This window comes from Protofrankia sp. Cas3 (genome assembly GCF_963555955.1).
Classification (GTDB): Bacteria; Actinomycetota; Actinomycetes; order Frankiales; family Frankiaceae; genus Protofrankia.
In genome coordinates this window covers 1-16,646 of the sequence record NZ_CAUVXP010000055.1, presented here as the reverse complement: position 1 = coordinate 16,646, position 16,646 = coordinate 1, and the positions used below count along the sequence as shown (strand labels likewise).

16 protein-coding genes and 1 pseudogene are annotated in these 16,646 nt (G+C 69.8%); 13 read left to right on the top strand and 4 right to left on the bottom strand.

Annotated features, from left to right (window positions below):
* The first annotated feature begins 10 nt into the window (after nt 1–10).
* The 6 genes from U9983_RS12565 to U9983_RS12540 all read left to right on the top strand — a co-directional run bounded on the left by U9983_RS12565 (nt 11) and on the right by U9983_RS12540 (nt 5,074).
* Nucleotides 11–838 carry a mycofactocin-coupled SDR family oxidoreductase gene (locus tag U9983_RS12565; protein WP_322754193.1) on the top strand — a complete coding sequence of 276 codons (828 nt, stop codon included), beginning with the start codon at nt 11–13 and terminating at the stop codon, nt 836–838.
* Nucleotides 839–1,013: 175 nt separating this feature from the next.
* Complete coding sequence (locus U9983_RS12560) at nt 1,014–1,565, top strand: Zn-ribbon domain-containing OB-fold protein (protein WP_322754192.1); 552 nt, start codon at nt 1,014–1,016, stop codon at nt 1,563–1,565.
* The gene (locus U9983_RS12555) at nt 1,562–2,749 is read left to right on the top strand and encodes a thiolase family protein (RefSeq protein ID WP_322754191.1); all 1,188 of its coding nucleotides are present in this window, start codon (nt 1,562–1,564) and stop codon (nt 2,747–2,749) included. The genes U9983_RS12560 and U9983_RS12555 overlap by 4 nt, the downstream gene beginning before the upstream one ends.
* Before the next feature lie 51 nt (nt 2,750–2,800).
* Nucleotides 2,801–3,004, top strand: coding sequence for a ferredoxin (locus U9983_RS12550; protein WP_322754190.1), 204 nt, complete (start codon nt 2,801–2,803; stop codon nt 3,002–3,004).
* Between the two features lie 4 nt (nt 3,005–3,008).
* The gene (locus U9983_RS12545; RefSeq protein WP_322754189.1) at nt 3,009–4,238 is read left to right on the top strand and encodes a cytochrome P450; all 1,230 of its coding nucleotides are present in this window, start codon (nt 3,009–3,011) and stop codon (nt 4,236–4,238) included.
* On the top strand, nt 4,235–5,074 hold the full coding sequence (locus tag U9983_RS12540) for an NAD(P)-dependent oxidoreductase (protein ID WP_322754188.1): 840 nt from the start codon (nt 4,235–4,237) through the stop codon (nt 5,072–5,074). The genes U9983_RS12545 and U9983_RS12540 overlap by 4 nt, the downstream gene beginning before the upstream one ends.
* A 448-nt stretch (nt 5,075–5,522) precedes the next feature.
* Here U9983_RS12540 and U9983_RS12535 read toward each other — a convergent pair whose 3' ends face one another.
* Both U9983_RS12535 and U9983_RS12530 read right to left on the bottom strand, forming a co-directional pair.
* Nucleotides 5,523–6,812, bottom strand: a complete 1,290-nt coding sequence (locus tag U9983_RS12535; protein ID WP_322754187.1) for an amidohydrolase family protein — start codon at nt 6,810–6,812, stop codon at nt 5,523–5,525.
* A gap of 123 nt (nt 6,813–6,935) precedes the next feature.
* Nucleotides 6,936–7,616: an isochorismatase family protein gene (locus U9983_RS12530; protein WP_322754186.1), complete on the bottom strand. Its 681-nt coding sequence runs from the start codon at nt 7,614–7,616 to the stop codon at nt 6,936–6,938.
* A gap of 302 nt (nt 7,617–7,918) precedes the next feature.
* On the opposite strand from U9983_RS12530, the gene U9983_RS12525 reads away from it, so the two are divergent.
* The 5 genes from U9983_RS12525 to U9983_RS12505 all read left to right on the top strand — a co-directional run bounded on the left by U9983_RS12525 (nt 7,919) and on the right by U9983_RS12505 (nt 12,762).
* Complete coding sequence (locus U9983_RS12525) at nt 7,919–8,263, top strand: hypothetical protein (protein ID WP_322754185.1); 345 nt, start codon at nt 7,919–7,921, stop codon at nt 8,261–8,263.
* Nucleotides 8,260–9,330 (top strand): LLM class F420-dependent oxidoreductase, encoded by a 1,071-nt coding sequence (locus U9983_RS12520; protein ID WP_322754184.1) that lies wholly within the window; start codon nt 8,260–8,262, stop codon nt 9,328–9,330. Before U9983_RS12525 ends, U9983_RS12520 begins: the two co-directional genes overlap by 4 nt.
* Entirely contained in the window at nt 9,327–10,544 is a 1,218-nt protein-coding gene (locus U9983_RS12515; protein WP_322754183.1) for a CoA transferase, read from the top strand. Before U9983_RS12520 ends, U9983_RS12515 begins: the two co-directional genes overlap by 4 nt.
* A gap of 164 nt (nt 10,545–10,708) precedes the next feature.
* On the top strand, nt 10,709–11,503 hold the full coding sequence (locus U9983_RS12510) for an enoyl-CoA hydratase-related protein (protein WP_322754182.1): 795 nt from the start codon (nt 10,709–10,711) through the stop codon (nt 11,501–11,503).
* A gap of 257 nt (nt 11,504–11,760) precedes the next feature.
* A complete protein-coding gene (locus U9983_RS12505; protein ID WP_416211382.1) occupies nt 11,761–12,762 on the top strand; it encodes an NADPH:quinone oxidoreductase family protein in 1,002 nt (333 codons plus the stop codon).
* A gap of 484 nt (nt 12,763–13,246) precedes the next feature.
* On the opposite strand, the gene U9983_RS12500 is transcribed toward U9983_RS12505, so the two are convergent.
* Both U9983_RS12500 and U9983_RS12495 read right to left on the bottom strand, forming a co-directional pair.
* Nucleotides 13,247–14,173 (bottom strand): VOC family protein, encoded by a 927-nt coding sequence (locus tag U9983_RS12500; protein WP_322754180.1) that lies wholly within the window; start codon nt 14,171–14,173, stop codon nt 13,247–13,249.
* A 342-nt stretch (nt 14,174–14,515) separates the two neighbouring features.
* Nucleotides 14,516–15,382: pseudogene (locus U9983_RS12495) on the bottom strand (mycofactocin-coupled SDR family oxidoreductase).
* Between the two features lie 479 nt (nt 15,383–15,861).
* Here U9983_RS12495 and U9983_RS12490 point away from each other — a divergent pair.
* Both U9983_RS12490 and U9983_RS27845 read left to right on the top strand, forming a co-directional pair.
* A complete protein-coding gene (locus tag U9983_RS12490; RefSeq protein WP_322754179.1) occupies nt 15,862–16,197 on the top strand; it encodes a hypothetical protein in 336 nt (111 codons plus the stop codon).
* On the top strand, nt 16,107–16,622 hold the full coding sequence (locus tag U9983_RS27845; RefSeq protein ID WP_416211381.1) for an acyl-CoA reductase: 516 nt from the start codon (nt 16,107–16,109) through the stop codon (nt 16,620–16,622). Before U9983_RS12490 ends, U9983_RS27845 begins: the two co-directional genes overlap by 91 nt.
* The last annotated feature ends 24 nt before the right edge of the window (nt 16,623–16,646 follow it).

The following is a 16,646-nucleotide window of genomic DNA, read 5'->3' as shown; positions in this document are numbered from 1 at the left end:
CGGAAGATCAATGGGCAAGCTCGAGGGACGGGTCGTCTTCATCACCGGGGCCGCCCGCGGCCAGGGCCGCTCCCACGCGGTGACCTTCGCCGAAGAGGGAGCGGACATCGTCGGCATCGACATCTGCCGGCAGATCGACGTCGTGCCCTACGCGCTGGCCACCCCCGCGGACCTTGAGGAGACGGTCCGGCTGGTGGAGAAGGCCGGCCGGCGGATGCTCGCCAGCCATGTCGACGTCCGTGACCGGGCCGGCCTGCAGGCCGCGTTCGACGCCGGCGTCGCCGAGTTCGGGCACATCGACACCGTGCTGGCGAACGCCGGGATCGTCCTGAGCAACACGAAGGAACGGGACGCCGCCGAGGCGTGGCAGGTCGGCATCGACGTCATGCTCACCGGCGTCTGGAACACGATCCAGGTCGCGGTCCCGCACCTGATCGAGCGGGGTCAGGGCGGCAACATCGTCGCCACCAGCTCGATGGCCGCGCTCCTGTGCGTCGGGAGCGGCCGGGGCGGGGACGACGCCTACACCGTCGCCAAGCTCGGCGTCACCGGGCTCGTCCGCACCTACGCAAACTACCTAGCACAGTACAATATCCGCGTCAACGGGGTCGCGCCGACCAACTGCAACACGCCGATGGTCACCGAGAACCCCGAGCTGTTCAACGTGATCGCAGCGGCGCCGAACCTCGTCAACGCGATGCAGACCGCCCTGCCCGGCGTGCCGATGATCGAGCCGAAGGACGTCAGCGAAACCATCCTCTTCCTGATCTCCGACGCCGGGCGTTACTACACCGGCAGCGTCCTCACCCCCGACGCCGGAATGAACATCCGCCGCTGACACCGGCGCGGATGGCCTCGGCCCCGCGCCCGGCGAAAAACGGACGCGGGTCGACGAAGGCTGGGCGAGCGCGTCCAGGGTTCACGGCTCACAACCCTCACGAATGACCGCGAGACGGCCCCCGGGCCGGCCGGAGAATTCGACGAAACAGCCTCGCAACGAGAGGAGTGCGTGGATGAACGGGAACTCCAGGCCGCCCCACCACCCGGGCGCCGGTGCTCGGTCCGACCTGATGCAGCTCGACCCCGGCCTCGCCGCAGCGTATTTCGACCTGCCGGCGACGCCGCCGCCTTTCCCGCTGCCGGCGCGTTCGACGGACAGCGAGTTCTTCTGGGCGTCCGGCCGGGACGGTGTGCTGCGCATGATGCGCTGTGCCGACTGCTCCTACATCGTGCACCAACCTTCTCCGTACTGCCCCGGCTGCGGGTCGGCGCACGTCGCGGCGGCGGCGCTGTCGGGCCGCGGCACCGTCTACTCGTTCACCGTCGCCGTGCAGACTTTCGTGCCCGGACTGGCGCCCTACTGCCTCGCCCTCGTCCAGCTCGAAGAGCAGGCCGACGTCCGCCTCATGGCGCGCCTCGTGGACGTCGCCGCGGCCGACGTCACCATCGACATGCCGGTGGCGGTCGCTTTCATCAAGATGTCCGACCAGGTGTGGGTCCCCTGCTTCACACCGGCGCCGGTGAGCCCGCGGGTCACCGAGCCCGCGAACCAGGAGAACCTGTGAACGAACCGCTGGAACGCCGGGCCGTCATCCGCGGGATCGGGCAGTCCGCGGTCGGACGGCGGCTCGGACGCAGCGACCTCGACCTCACGTTGGAAGCTGCGCGGGAAGCAGTCGACGACGCCGGGCTGACCTTCGCCGACATCGACGGCCTGTCCACCTACCCCGGCGGCGACCTGCCCGCGACGCCCGGGTTCACCGGCCCCGGTACCCCGGTCGTGCAGGAGGCGCTGCGGCTGCGGCTGAACTGGCACTCGGGCGGCCCGGAGGGAGCGGCCCAGATCCAGGCCGTGATCAACGCTTGCCTGGCGGTCGCGACCGGCCTGGCCCGCCACGTGCTGGTCTACCGGACGGTCACCGAGTCGAGCAGCCAGGTGGGAGGACGCGGCGGCGCCAGCCCGCTGCGGGAGGTCGGCCCGCCCCTGGAGTGGCTGATGCCCGCCGGCGCGCTGTCCGCCGTCCAGTGGCTGGCGCTGGTGGCCACCCGCCACGCCCACGAGTTCGGGACCACCCGCGAGCAGCTCGCCCAGATCCCGCTGACCTGCCGCCGCAACGCCACGGACAACCCGAAGGCCGTCTACACCACGCCGTTGACCATGGCGGACTACCTCGCAGCGCGGATGATCTCGACCCCGCTGTGCCTCTACGACTGCGACGTCCCCGTCGACGGTTCCACCGCCTTCGTGGTGTCGCACGTCGACACCGCCGCCGACGCACCGCACCCACCCGTGCACGTCAACGCGGTCGGGACCGCACTGCGGCACCGCAACTCCTGGACCCAATGGCCAGGACCGACCCAACTGGCCTGCCACGACGCCGCCGACCACATGTGGGAACGCACCGACCTCAAACCGACCGACGTCGACACCGCGCAGCTCTACGACGGCTTCTCCATCCTCACCCTGCTCTGGCTCGAAGCCCTCGGCTTCTGCGGACCGGGCGAGTCCGGCCCGTACGTCGCCGACGGCCACCGGATCGCGCGCGACGGCGAACTGCCGCTGAACACCCACGGCGGGCAGCTCTCCGCCGGCCGGCTCCACGGCTTCAGCCTCCTGCACGAAGCCTGCCTCCAACTCCGCGGCGATGCCGGACCCCGCCAACTGCCCCGACCCCCCCACGTCGCAGTCGTCGGCAACGGCGGCGGCCCCATCGGCGGATGCATACTCCTGACCGCCGGCCCTCCGTGATCTCTGTCGATGATTCTCCAGACCTCAACCGATATACCTGAAGAGGGGCTTATGAAAGTCTACGTCGACCCGGCCCGATGCCGGGGGCATGCTCGATGCATTTCCTCGGCTCCGGCCGAGTTCGATTTCCTCGATCTGGAGGACCTGGCCGTCGTGCGGCCCGGCGCCGCACAGTCAGGTTCGCCCGCGGCTTTCCGGGAGGCGGCCCGGCAATGCCCGGAACACGCGATCGTGATCGAGACGGACGAGGAGTAGCACCGTGACCATCGCACCTGACGCCAGCACCGACCGGCAGTGGCCCGAGGTGGACATCGACCACCACTCGGCTTATTTCCGGGAACACAACTACGAGATCTACCAGGATCTGCTCGCCCGGTGCCCGGTCGCGCACTCGAACACCTGGGGCGGGTTCTGGTTCATCTCGGACTACCAGGCGGTGTTCGACGCCGTCCAGGACACGGATCTGTTCAGCTCGACGCCGGAGAAGGGTGTGCCGACGGCGGGGAACCCGGACCCGATGATTCCCATCGACATCGACCCACCCCAGTTGGAGCAGTACCGCAGAATACTGCTGCCGCGGTTCTCTCCCGGCGCGGCGAAGAACGCCGAGCCCCTGATCAGGACGATGAGCACCGAGCTGATCGATACTTTCATCGAGGCCGGCGAGGCCGACATCGTCGGGCAGCTCACCACGCCGCTACCCGCCCGGCTGATCCTGAAGCTGCTCGGCATGGACGAAAGCCGGTGGCCCGAATGGGTCGACTGGACCCACTCGGTCGTCCACGACCGGAGCTCCGAGCCCGCGAAGGCCATGGCGGCGGTCACCAGCATCTACGGCGGTCTCGTCGCCGAGATCGTCCGCCGCCGGACCGACGGCCTGGGCGACGACCTGTTCAGCGACATCATGCGGGGCACCGTGGACGGCGAGCCGCTGCCCGACGGCGACGTCATCGGATGCGCCCTGCTCATGCTGCTCGGCGGGATGGACACCACCAGCGGCCTCACCGGCAACGTCCTCGTCCGGCTCGACGAGGACAGAGCGCTACGCCAAAGGCTGGCCGACAGCCCGGAGCTCCTCGTCGGCGCTACCGAGGAGTTCCTGCGGCACGACACCCCGACCCAGGGGCTGGCCCGGATCGTGACCCGGGACGCCACATTCCACGGGCGGGAGCTGCACGCTGGCGACCGCGTCCTGCTCATGTACGCGGCGGCCAACCGCGACCCGGCCGTCTTCGACCACCCGGACGACATCGACCTCGACCGGAGCGAGACCCGCCACCTCGCGTTCGGCGCGGGGAAGCACCGTTGCCTCGGCTCGAACTACGCCCGCGTCATGTTCCGGGTCATGATGGACGAGATCCTCCGGCGCCTCCCGGACTACCGCATCTCCGGGGAAGTCGTGCGGTTCGCTGACGCCGGCGACGTCTACGCCGTGCGCACCCTCCCGATCGCGTTCACCCCCGGGCCGCGGGTGGGAGTCGCCGGGTGACCGCCGGCCCGCGGGTCGGTTTCGTCGGCGCCGGCCAGATGGGTGGGCCGATGGTCGAACGGCTCCTGGCCGCCGGCCTCAATGTCCACCTGTACGCCCGCCGGGCGGCGGTGGCGGCACGCTTCGCGGATCTCGGCGCGGCCGTCCACGACTCGCTGCCCGACCTCGCCCGCAGCGCCGAGATCGTCATCGTCTGTGCCTTCTCCGACGGGCAACTGTGGGAGATCGCGGCCGGCGACGGCGGGCTGCTGGCGGCCATGCCCCCCGCGACGATCCTGGTGAACCACACGACCGGCCAGGTGGCGACCCTGGAAAACCTCGCCGCCCGCGCCCGGGCCCACGACGTCGAGGTCGTCGACGCGCCCGTCAGCGGCACCGCTGGGGACATCCTCGCCGGCCGGCTCACCGTCCTCGTCGGCGGAACCGCGGCGGCGATCGAGACCTGCTCGCCGGCGGTGCGCGCCTACGCGGGAACGATCGTGCCCACCGGTCCGGTGGGCACGGCGACCAAAATCAAACTGATCAACAACGCGCTGTTCGCCGCGAACCTCCAACTCACGGTCGACGCGATGCGGGTGGCCGAGGAGATGGGGGTCGACCCCGCACTGGTCGCCGGGGCCGTAGTGCACTGCAGCGGCAACAGCTACGCCATGGGCAAGGTGGACGCGATGGGCTGGCAGCCGGTCGTCGAGCAGGCCATGCCCTACCTCGTCAAGGACGTCGGCGCGGTCGAGCAGGCCGCACAGGATCTCGGAGTCGATCTCGGGGTCCTCGGCGCGGTCGCCCGCGGCGGAAGCTTCGCAGCCCACGGGGAACCACACGACACGGCGTCCTAGCCGGCACCACGGGGATGCGGGGTACGGGGTCGCTGCGAGATCCGCCCTACCCCAGATTTGAGCAGAGCTCAAAATTTGGGGACAGTGCCCGGCACTGCCGTCTCGTTTGCCGCGGGGCAAGCCCTGTGGCATTGCCCCGCGAGCCGTGGCGCCTTCGGCGGCCGTAGCCTGGTCACGCTGGCCGCTGACCCGCCACCGACGAGATCGCGGCTTGACACCCACACCTCTGGGGTGTTCTGGCCCGCGGCCCTTGGTTGCCGCCACGGTAAGTCGGGCCGTCACCGAGCCGTCGGCCTCGGCCTTGCGGCGACCCGTGCTCCTGACCGAAATACGGACGTCGTCGCTTCGGTGCGAAGTTCGGTCGGGTGGGCTCGGTAACCGGCGACGGCCGGTTCATCAGGAGATGTTCGCCCGCTGGTGACCCCGCCTCCGGCGGAGGCCGCGCTAACTATCTTTCCCGCCCTTGGGACACTGCTGCGGCGAGCGTCGCCGTCAGCGAGCCGCTGGCTTCCGCTTTGCGGCGGCCCATGCTCTTGACCGAGATGTCGACGTCGGTTGCTTCGGCGCGGAGTGCCGCGACCGTGGCGCGGTCGGCCGACCGGGTCGCGAACGGGTCCCAGGAGAAGGCCCGCATCGCGTTGCGGTGGGTAATTTTGTTGATCTCGTCGTCGGGGACGCCGCCGAGGGTCTTCCACAGCGCTTCCGGGCCGTGCGGCCACGTGGAGTCGGAGTGCGGGTAGTCCATCTCCCACATCATCTTGTCGATCCCGACGTCGTCGCGGAGCTTGACGCCGACCGGGTCGTCGATGAAACAGCTCCAGATGTGGTCGTGGAAGACCTGGCTCGGTAGCCGGCCGCCGAGGTCGGTGAACGTCCAGGCGCGGTGGTGCTGGTAGACGTAGTCGGCCCGTTCCAGGATGTAGGGCATCCACCCGGTCCCACCCTCGGACAGCGCCATCTGCAGGGTCGGAATCCGCGTGAATATCCCCGAGAAGACGAGGTCGGTGACCGCCAGCATGCTGTTGACCGGGGTCAGGGAGATCATCACTTCGGGCGGCGCCTCGACCGACGTCGTGAGCATGCTCGACGATGAGCCGATGTGCATGCAGACGACGACGCCCGCCTCGGCGCACGCCTGGAAGAACGGGTCCCAGTGCGGGGTGTGGAAGCTCGGCAGCCCGAGCTTGGCGGGGTTCTCGGAGAACGTGACGGCGTGGCAGCCCTTGGCCGCGACCCGGCGCACCTCGTCGGCCGCGAGCTGCGGGTCCCACAGCACGGGCAGGGACAGCGCGATGAACCGGTCGGGGTAGGCGCCGGCCCACGACTCGATATGCCAGTCGTTGTAGGCGCGGACGCACGCCAACGCGAGATCGGAGTCCTTCGCTCGCATGAACAGCTGCCCGCAGAACTGCGGGAAGGTCGGGAAGTTCAGGCCGCCGAGCACCCCGCCTGCGCTCATGTCCCGGACCCGCTCGCGCACGTCGTAACAGCCGGGCCGCATCTGCGCGTATTGGGTCGGGTCGAGCCCGTACTCGTCCGGTGGGCACCCCGCGACCGCGTTGAGCCCGACGTTCGGCGTCACGATGTCCTCGAACGCCCACAGGTCACCGCCGTCCGGGCCCTTGACGATGTGGGGTGCCCGATCCTGGTAGCGCTGCGGCAGACGGCCGTCGAACATGTCCGGCGGCTCGATCACGTGATCATCCACGCTGATTAGGATCAGATCTTCGATGTCCACGGCAAGATCCTCCGAACGTCATACCGTTGTGCTATCGGTAAGTGAAACCATACGACCGCCTCCTGGTGCTGGTCCGGGTCGTCTGGCCTGCACGAACGCGGTCGCGAGGCGATCCGGTTCCGGTCAGCGAAGCGCGAGCGGGTGCTCGTCGGCGCCATTTTCGGCGGGCTGCGTCGCGGACGGCTCAGCAGCTGCCAGGGCCGCGAGCAGCTCGTCGACGGTCGTGATCGTGGCAATGAACGCCAGGGTATGGCGGAGCATCGACGCCGTGTGCTCGGCCGGCGTTCCGTAGATCGCGTCCCGGGCGATGACGACGTCGAACCCCTCGTCAGCGGCCTCGGTCGCGACGACCGGTATGGCAATGTTGGCCGATCCGCCGGCCACCACGGCCGTGGTGATCCCAATATTGCGCAGGACGTGGAAGGTCTCGGTCGCGTGCGTCGGGGACAGACCCGAGTGCCGCGGGAACACCAGATCGTCGGGGAGGGTGCCGATCTCGTCGACGACCTGCGTCGCGGGGTGGTCTGCGGTCCAGTCGGACATCTGTCGGAGGACGTGCCCGAACAGCGGCGGCTTGCGGTTGGAGGAGCGGTTGCCGGCGGCGGGCACGTACAACAGGTGCACGACCAGCGCACCCGCCGCGCGAGCCCCGTCGGCGAGCCGGGCCAGCGCCGGTAAGACGGGACAGGCCGCCTCGGTGAGCGCGGGCAGCACCCCGCCGGCGCCGATCACGCCGCGCTGACATTCGACGAACAGGACGGCTGTCCGCGTGGGACTAGCCAGCGAGTACACGTCCGTTGCCAATGGACACCTCCACGTCGCCCTAGCCTGGAGTACCTTCCGGTAAGACTAACTATATAACTCGAGAAGGTCTATGGCTACGGGTCGCTCGGCGGTGTCGGCGACGCGGATGTTGCGAGCCGTCGACAGTGAGGTCTGGCTCCGTTACGAACCGTGGGCCCTCAACGCCGCCAGGCGATCGAGCTGGTCGCGGGCGATCGGATCCACCACCGGCGCTGTTGAGCCTCGCTGGACATACCGCATGGCTTGCGGTATGAATTTCGACACGTCGCGCACCGCCACCCGCACCACGGAAGGAAGTCGGCATGCAATTGCTCCAGCGAATCACCGTCGCCGATCCGGACGGCAGCGGCTGGCCCGAGGGAGTCGCGGCTGCCTGCCACGGTGGCCACCGGATGTCGGCGAAGGAGGACTGGCGTCGACATGAGGTCGACGTCCTGGTCGCCAGGAACCGGCCGATGCTCGACGTCCGCCGCGGCTGGGACGTCGACGCCCGCCTGCGTGACATAGCCGTCCTCGAAGCTGCCGGAGTGAGCCGGATCGTTGTCACCACGTGCGGCGACGACCCGGTGGCCGCGGACGAGACGGTCCGGCGCCACGGCGAGGACGTCGTCAGCGTGGTGCACGCGGAGGACGGGCGCGACGCGTGAGGTTCAACTACCAGTTTCCGACGGCGGCGGTGGCGGACTACGACGCGTGGGTCGACGGCCACCAGCTCGCCGAGGTCGCGGCCGCGGCAGAGGACGCAGGCTTCGACTCCTTCTCGACGACGGATCACCCCTTCCCGCCGCAGGCCTGGCTGGAGCGCGGGGGCCATCGCGCCTTCGACCCGTTCGTGGCTCTGTCGTTCGTGGCGGCGGCGACGACGCGGCTCAAGGTGCTGACCTTTGTACTGGTCGTCGGATATCGCAACCCGTACCTCGCCGCCAAGTCCGTCGCGAGCCTGGACCTGCTGTCCGGCGGTCGGCTGATCGTCGGCGCCGCGGCGGGGTACAACGAGGCGGAGTTCGCGGCGCTCGGCGCCGACTTCGCCCACCGCGGGGAGATGTTCGACGCGGCGGTGCACGCCATGCGGGCCGCGTGGTCCGGCGAGGTGGTGCAGCACGATGGTCCCAGGTTTCCCGCCCATGGTCACGTCATGCTGCCCCGGCCTGCGCAGCGTCCGTGTCCTCCGTTGTGGATCGGTGGCAACAGTCGCCGGGCGATCTGTCGCGCCGCCGAGCTGGGCGACGGTTGGCTGCCGTTCGAGCAGGGGCAGCGCCAGGCGCGCATCACTGGCAGCAGTCCGCTGGAGGCTGTGGACGATCTCACTGAGAAGATCGCCGAGCTGGCCGAGCTACGGCGGCAGTACGGCCGTAGCGGGCCGTTCGACGTCTGCTTCACGCCCCAGGGCGCGGCCCCACCGAGGGGCACCGCCCCACCGGATGGCAGGGTTCCACCGGGCAGCAGGGATCTCGAGACCTACGTCGAGCGGTTCGCGGACTCCGTTCCCCGCTACGCCGAGGCGGGCGTGAGCTGGCTGACGGTGGAGTCACGGGCCCGCAGCTACGGCGACTGCCTCGCCGAGATCAAGGCGTTTGCCCGGGTCCTGAGCACGGCCGGCGGGCCTGCCGGGCAGGACGAGGGTCCGCGGGTCACGGCGAGCCGACCGAACCGGTCCGCCGGCCGGACCACCACGACAGTCGCCGAGCGATCGACAGGGGAGGTTGCACGATGAGCGACGTGATGGCGGGTGTCCGCGTGGTCGAGGTGGCCGCGTGGACGTTCGTCCCCGCGGCCGGCGCGGTCCTGGCGGACTGGGGCGCCGACGTCATCAAGATCGAGCATCCGGAGACCGGCGACCCGCAACGCGGCCTCGTCGTCGGCAACGTCGGAGCCAAGGACAGCCGCGGCATCAACTTCCTCGTCGAGCAGCCAAACCGCGGCAAGCGCAGCCTCGCCCTCGACATCGCCTCCGAGCAGGGCCGCGAGCTGCTCCTCAAGCTGATCGGCACGGCCGACGTCTTCCTGACCAACCTCCTCGCCGACAGCCTGGCGCGGCTCCGGCTCACCGTCGAGGACGTCCGCGCTGCCAACCCGAACATCATCTACGCCCGCGGCACCGGCCAGGGTATCCGGGGCCCGGACGCCCAGCGCGGCGGCTTCGACAGCGCCTCCTACTGGTCCCGCGGCGGCATCGCGGCCGCCCTCACCGAACCGGCCGCCCCGTGGCCGCCGCTGCAACGCCCCGCCTTCGGCGACATCATGGGCGGCCTCACGATCGCCGCCGGCATCGCCGCCGCGCTGTTCAAGCGGGAACGCACCGGCGAACCCGCCGTCACCGACGTCTCGCTGCTGAGCACCGCGACCTGGAACCTCGCGCCGGACGTCGTCGCCGCCGGCCTGCTCGGCTCCGCCGGCATCCCCCGCTTCGACGTCGACGACATGCCCAACCCGCTCACCAACTACTACCGCACATCTGATGGCCGGTACCTCAACCTGGTGATGCTGCAGAGCGACCGGTTCTGGCCCGAGTTCGCCACCCTCGTCGGACGCCCCGACCTGATCGACGATCCGCGTTTCAAGACCGCGGCCGACCGCTTCACCCACCGCCGCGCCTGCATCACCGAGATCCGCTCGATCTTCTCCGCCCGTCCCCTCGCCGAGTGGCGCGAGACACTGTCCGGGCTCGAGGGGGTGTGGGCCGCCGTCCAGACCGCCGGCGAACTCCACCAGGACCCCCAGGTCGTCGAGAACGGCTACCTACGCCCGGTGGAAGCCGACGACGGCTCGACGTTCTCCCTCGTCGCCAGCCCCATCCAGTTCGACGAGACCCCACCCGACCTGCGACGCGCACCCGAACACGGCCAGCACACCGAAGAGATCTGCCTCGAGCTCGGCCTCGGCTGGGAGGAGATCATCGCCCTCAAAGAAGCCGGAGCCCTGCTGTAAGGCGGCTCTGCGGCCCCCCACTCGCTTTGACATCGACCAGCAGCGTGGCGTGTGTCGCCACCGGCCACCCCATGCCCGGCGGACGGAGCCATTCAGGTGCCAGCAGTCGTAGTAAGCATGCCGACGACCATCCCCCTGCCGGCCGGGCGGTGGACGAGTTGGGTGTGGCCGGAACCCCGTATCCCCGGATCGCCGGCGGGCGTCCGATGACGGTCGACGTCCGCCGCCACGGTGCCGTCACGGTTCTCACGATCAACCGGCCGGAGCGCCGCAACGCGCTCGACGGGGAGAGCATCGCGGCTCTCGGTGAGGCATTCACCGCAGCTGAGCGCGATGCCGAGATCGGCGCCCTGGTCCTGACCGGCGCCGGCGACAGAGCGTTCTGCTCCGGAATGGACCTGCGGGACTTCGCCAGCGGGGCGTTCGCCGTCGACGACCGCCGGCCCGGCCTGGAGGTGATCCAGCACCGCGTCTACCCCAAGCCCGTCGTCGCGGCGGTCAACGGAGCTGCCGTGGCGGGGGGTTTCGAGCTGGTGCTCGCCTGCGATCTCGTGGTGGCGGCGAAGCATGCCACCTTTGGTATGCCCGAGGTTCGCCGTGGACTGCTGGCGGCGGGAGGCGGCACCCGGCTACCGAGGCGGGTGCCGTTGCAACTGGCGCTGGAGATGGGCCTGACCGGCGAAAGCATCGACGCGCACCGGGCGCTCGCCGCGGGGCTGGTCAACCGGGTCGTCCCCGCCGCCGACGTGATGGACGAAGCGATCAGGCTCGCCGGTGCTGTCGCCCGGAACGCGCCGCTGGCCGTGGCCGCGACCAAGACGCTGATGCTCGCCGAGGTGGAAGGCGTCAGCCGGGCCGAGATCGAGGCGACGGCGCGAAAACTCCTCGACAGCGAGGACGCCCGAGAAGGCGCGTTGGCCTTCGCCGAGCGGCGGGAGCCCCGGTGGGTCGGGCGCTGACCGCCCCATCCAGCATTTCAGCGGATCGAACTACTACGTCGTCCTCGCCCGCTGGAAGCTCGCTCGTCCTGGAAGCCAGCGTGGCCCGGCAGGCCGCCGGTGTGGCGGTCGACCCCGCTACGTTCGCAGCGAACCTCAAAGGCCCGTTCCGGCTCGCCGCGTTCCTCGGCGAGCGGATGGTCACCGACGGCGGAGGATCCATCATCAACGTCAGCTCCACCGGCTCGATCCGGCCGACCGCGACCATCGCCCCCACTATGCGGGCCGCCGTTTGCCGGCGCCTCGGCCCGCCCGAGACGGTCGGCGTGGAAGACGTCGCGGTACCGCCACCCGGACCGGGCGAGGTTCTCGTGCGGGTGCACGCCGCCGCCGTCAACCTGCCCGACGTGCTGGTCATCGCGGGACGCTACCAGGTGGCGGTCCCGGTCCCGTTCAGCCCGGGCAGCGAGTTCGCCGGGGTCGTCGCGGCGCTCGGTCCGGGCGTCACCCGGACGGCGGCGGGTGACCGGGTCTGCGGGCTGGCGATGAGCGGCGCTTTCGCCGAGTACATCGCCGTGCCGGAGGCTGCCCTGACGCCTGTCCCGCCCGCCGTCGACCTCACGACGGCCGCCGCCACCTGGGTCTGCCACCTCACTGCCTACCACGCGCTCCGCTCCGTCGCCCAGGTCGAAAGCGGCGACTGGCTCGTCGTCCTCGGGGCCGCCGGCGGGGTGGGGCTCGCGGCGGTGCAGCTCGGTCGGCACCTCGGCGCGCGGGTCGTGGCGGCCGCGTCCGGTCCGGCCAAGCTGGCGGTGTGCCGGGAGCAGGGCGCCGAACAGTTGATCGACTACGAGCGGGAGCCGCTTCGGGACGCGATCCGGGCCGCCACAAGTGGTGGGGCCGACGTCGTGATCGACCCGGTTGGCGGGAAATGGTCGGAGGCTGCGCTGCGGGCCACCAGGTGGGGTGGCCGCTTCGTGACGGTCGGCTACGCCAGCGGCGAGATCCCGGCGATCCCGCTCAACCTCGTCCTCCTGAAGGGTGTCGTCGTCAAGGGTTTCGAGATCCGGACCTTCGCCGAGCATGCGCCGGCCGACGCCCGCCGCGACCGCGCGGAACTGGCGGAACTGCTCGCGGGCGGCCGCGTCCGGCCGCACATCGGGGCCCGCTACCCGCTGGAGGACGTCAGCGGTGCGCTCCGCCACGTCGCCGACCGCCGCGCCATCGGCAAGATCGTGGTGGAAATGGCAGTCGAGATGCCGGCGGAGTCGCCTCCGTGAGTGATGGCAGCCCGGTAAGCGACGGCCCCGCCGAGCCGGGTCGATGACCGCCCGGCCGGGCCTGCGCCCTCGCTGGCGCAGGCCTCTCCGGGGCGTGCCGCCATGGTGGGCGTACGCGGCAGACAAGCCCCGCGTCCGTCGGCACTGTTCGTGTGTCCTGGCGGAGTTCGGCGCCGATGGGCTGGGTGGGCTAGTCGCGTCGACCGGCTAGTACCGGACGTTGTCGAGCCAGCTGAGGAGGAGTTGGTTGAACTCGACGGACCTACTCCTCATGAGGAATACGAGGCAAGACCCCCGCTGGGAGGATCAAGAGGTGGTCGGATGGGCGCCCACAGCAGCCGCATCGCCGCCAGTCGACATCCGCGCTGCGCCAAGGCAAGCGCCGTCACCATCTGTCATGATGCTCGCCCGGGATGGGCCCGCTTGACGGCGCGACGCATCGAAATTCATATTGTAAGTCAGGTGGTATATCCAGCGAGGTTCGTCATCGGGTGACGTCGGGTCGTTCCACGAACTCGACGGTGACGCCGTCGGGGTCGGTGAAGAAGGACACCCACAGGCCGCCGAGTGGGGTCCCGGGCAGTGCCATGTAGGCGGGCTCCCCGGGCAGGACGCGGCCGTCGGCGCGGGCGGCGGCGACGGCCGCGCGCAGGTCGTCCACGGCGAGCGCCATGCGGTACAGCCCGCGGTGATGTGCTTGGTCGTGGGCGCGGCGGTTGGCGGCGTCCGGCGATCCGGCCTCGGGTGACGTGGTGAGGTGTAGTGCGAAGGCCGGATCGGCCGGCAGCGCGACAGGTTGGATCGCGACGTCGGCCGTCGCGTCGCTCCATCGCACCGTGAGTGGGCTTCGGGTCGGCTGCCAGCCGACCGCCTCGTACCACCCCGTTGTTGCGGCCAGGTCGGCGCAGTTCATCCGCACGTAGCGAAAGGTCGGGGCCGGCACCGACGGATCCTCGACCAGCTCGATCCGCACGCCGTCGGCGTCGAGGAACTCGGCTCCGACCATGACACGGCCGTCGGCGAGTGCGCTGCGTGACGTTTCCCGGGCGCCGGTGTCAAGGAGCCGCTTCGAGGTGTCCGCGAGCGACGGCACCGCGAAGCCGATGGCCTGCATCCCAGCGGCGGCGAGGTCGTCGTATGCCGTCCCTTCGGTCGCTGGCGACTTCCATTCGACCAGCTCCACCGCCGGGCAGCGTCGACCGCCGCGGTGGTCGTAGAGGAACCAGACGTCGCTGTCGGTCGGCCCGGGCAGGCCCATGGCCGCGCCGTCGGCTCCCCGCGACGAGGTTCGCATCCGTACCGCCAGGCCGAGGCCCTGCTCGTAGACCGGGGCCGCGGCCACCATCGATCTTACGTTGAGGTTGCAGTGGAGCATCCGGGTCGCCTGCGCCGCTGATCGACCTGAAGTCACGGAACCTCCCAAGTCATATAGATAACTTTACCGGAAGGTACTCTGTTGGGTGGCGGCGCGTGGGTCGGTACGACGGTGGACGTGCAATCGGTGGCGGGGGCTGGCGCAGCCGGGCTGCTCGGGCGCGCGCCACGTCAGTGGGCGAGTCGAGCAGTCGTCCACCCGGCAGACACGTCCCAGTCATGCCCGGCGCTGGGGCGAGACCGCCGATCGCTGCCCCCGGGGTTCGGCGAGCACGGTCGCCAAGTCCGCGTCCCCCCGCGGGATCATTGCGGGCTTGCCCGCCAGCTCGAGTAACTCCGTCGCGTCGGCTCCTCCGGATGCGGTCGCCGGAGCGGCGGCTCAGCCCGTCGGGCCGTTGGGGAACTTGAGCAGCGAACCGGCGTCCACCCGAAGCTGCTGACCCGTCACGTAACGCGACTCGTCCGAGGCGAAGAAGAGCACGGCGTTGGAGACGTCGACGGGTTCGACGTACGGGATCGGCACGGCTTGGAAGTGAGTGAAGGCGGGCTCGACGTCCTCACGGGTCGGGTTGGTGAGGTCGGGCCGGAACACGCTGTACAAGCCGTCATTGTGCAGCAGATGGGTGTTGACGTTGGTCGGGTGGATGCAGTTGACGCGCCGGAAGGCGGGAGCGAGCTGCAGCGCGAGCTGCTCGGTGTACTTGGGCAGTACTCGCTTGGCCCAGCCGTAGCCCGCGCTTCCCGGACCCATGGCTGGATTGTCGGTGGTGTTCGGCATCATTCCCGCCGTCGAGCCCGTCACCACGATCGATCCGTACGGCGGCAAATGTGGCAGGCAGACGGTCACCGCGTTCATCACACCGATTAGGTCCACGTCAACGGCGTCGATGAAGTCCATCGCGTGCGGGTCGCCCATCGCTATTGGCAGGATGCCGGCGTTGGCGACCACGACGTCGACACGGCCGAATTCGGCGATCCCGGCTTAAACTGCGGAGCGCAGCTGCGCGCGGTCCCGCACATCCGCCTTCCGCGTGACAACCCGCCTGTCGGGCTTCTCGACCAGGGCGGCGGTCTCGGCGAGCTCGGCCTCCGTCGCCAGCGGGTAGGGGTTCGATTCGATCTGTTCGCAGATGTCGATCGCGATGATGTCGGCGCCCTCCTCGGCCAGCCGGACAGTGTGGCTACGCCCCTGCCCGCGCGCTGCTCCCGTGATGAACGCGACCTTGCCCTCGACCCGTCCTGTCATTGGTCGTCCTCCTCATGTATCGGTTTGGTGCGTCGGCCTGGCCGCTGGAATACCTGATCGGCTGGCCGGGCGGTTGACTCTGAGATGAAGAACGCGGCGTGCTCGGTCACCATCGCTGAGTCGCAGCGCAGCGCGACCATCAGGCGATCCGTTCGCCGCCACTCCGCGCGGTGCGTCTCCGCGGACGCGCCACAACGCCGCGCCCGGCACCGAGGTCCTGTTCGGACCGGGCCGCGACGCCTCACCTGGGGCTTCAGCTTGCTGATCGGCGGGGTCCTGCACACGCCGGAGGACACCGCCACGAGACCGGGTTTGGCACGGTACAGGTGCCCGCTTGTCGATGCGTGTTGCGTGGGTCGCACTATGCATAGCATAGTCAATCAATCCGCACTGCATACTGTCGCAGAACCCGGCCGGGTAGCTCAGCCCAGCTCGCCGGCTGCGACTCGAGGCAGCAGGAGAGGGCTGACCTGGCGGCATTGAGTGAGTTACTCAGGCTGGCGGATGACGTCGACCCGCTGATGGCGGCGCGCGATCCGGACAGCTTGGAGTCGCTGCGTATCGAAGTGGCCAACGAGCGGCTCGCGCCGCAGGGCGGCGTCCTTCCCGTGCTCGACCGGCGCTGCGCCGATACGGGCATCGACTTCGTCGAGGCCGACACCACCCAGACCGGCCGGTTCTGCGAAGCGATGGTTTCGGAGCTGGCGGTCGAACGCCGAACCGCATCCCGCGGCGGGCGCACCGGTGCCACTGGACGTCCGGGAGGAACTCGAGGTGCTCCAGGAGATGCCGTCCTTGTACCGGCTGTGGGGTAATTGCGACGGTACCGGGTGTCTTCCCCGCCGACCGTAAGTCGGAGGGACGCGACGCCCTGGCCTCGGCTGGCGTGCAGCGGATCGTTCCGCTCGGCGACGCCGGCCGGCTGGCGGCGGGTTTCCCACACGACGATTTCATCCCCTTGCACCGGTTCGTCCGCTGGGTGAACGACGAGGAGCGACGCGGCGGGACTCGAACCATTATCCCACCACTGTTGGTCCGCCTGACTGCTGAACTTATTCTCCCAGGTCGAGCGGGAGCCCTCGTGGTAAAGCGGTTTGGCGGCCACGGCAAAGATGCATCTAATAATCTTGTCGAGGGTGCTGCTCGGCGCCCGATCCAGTGCTACTATGCGCTGCATAGTGCGGTACCTCGTGCGCGGCCGGTGTGTGGCGTGCGAACTCCGTGGCATGGAGCCTGGTAGGTGCTGGGGAGTCTGTCCGAGTGA

Excerpts from the sequence above, each read along its gene's own strand:
- U9983_RS12565 (WP_322754193.1), top strand. The coding sequence starts at position 11 with ATGGGCAAGCTCGAGGGACGGGTCGTCTTCATCACCGGGGCCGCCCGC.
- U9983_RS12560 (WP_322754192.1), top strand. The coding sequence starts at position 1,014 with ATGAACGGGAACTCCAGGCCGCCCCACCACCCGGGCGCCGGTGCTCGG.
- U9983_RS12550 (WP_322754190.1), top strand. The coding sequence starts at position 2,801 with ATGAAAGTCTACGTCGACCCGGCCCGATGCCGGGGGCATGCTCGATGC.
- U9983_RS12525 (WP_322754185.1), top strand. The coding sequence starts at position 7,919 with ATGCAATTGCTCCAGCGAATCACCGTCGCCGATCCGGACGGCAGCGGC.
- U9983_RS12515 (WP_322754183.1), top strand. The coding sequence starts at position 9,327 with ATGAGCGACGTGATGGCGGGTGTCCGCGTGGTCGAGGTGGCCGCGTGG.
- U9983_RS12505 (WP_416211382.1), top strand. The coding sequence starts at position 11,761 with ATGCGGGCCGCCGTTTGCCGGCGCCTCGGCCCGCCCGAGACGGTCGGC.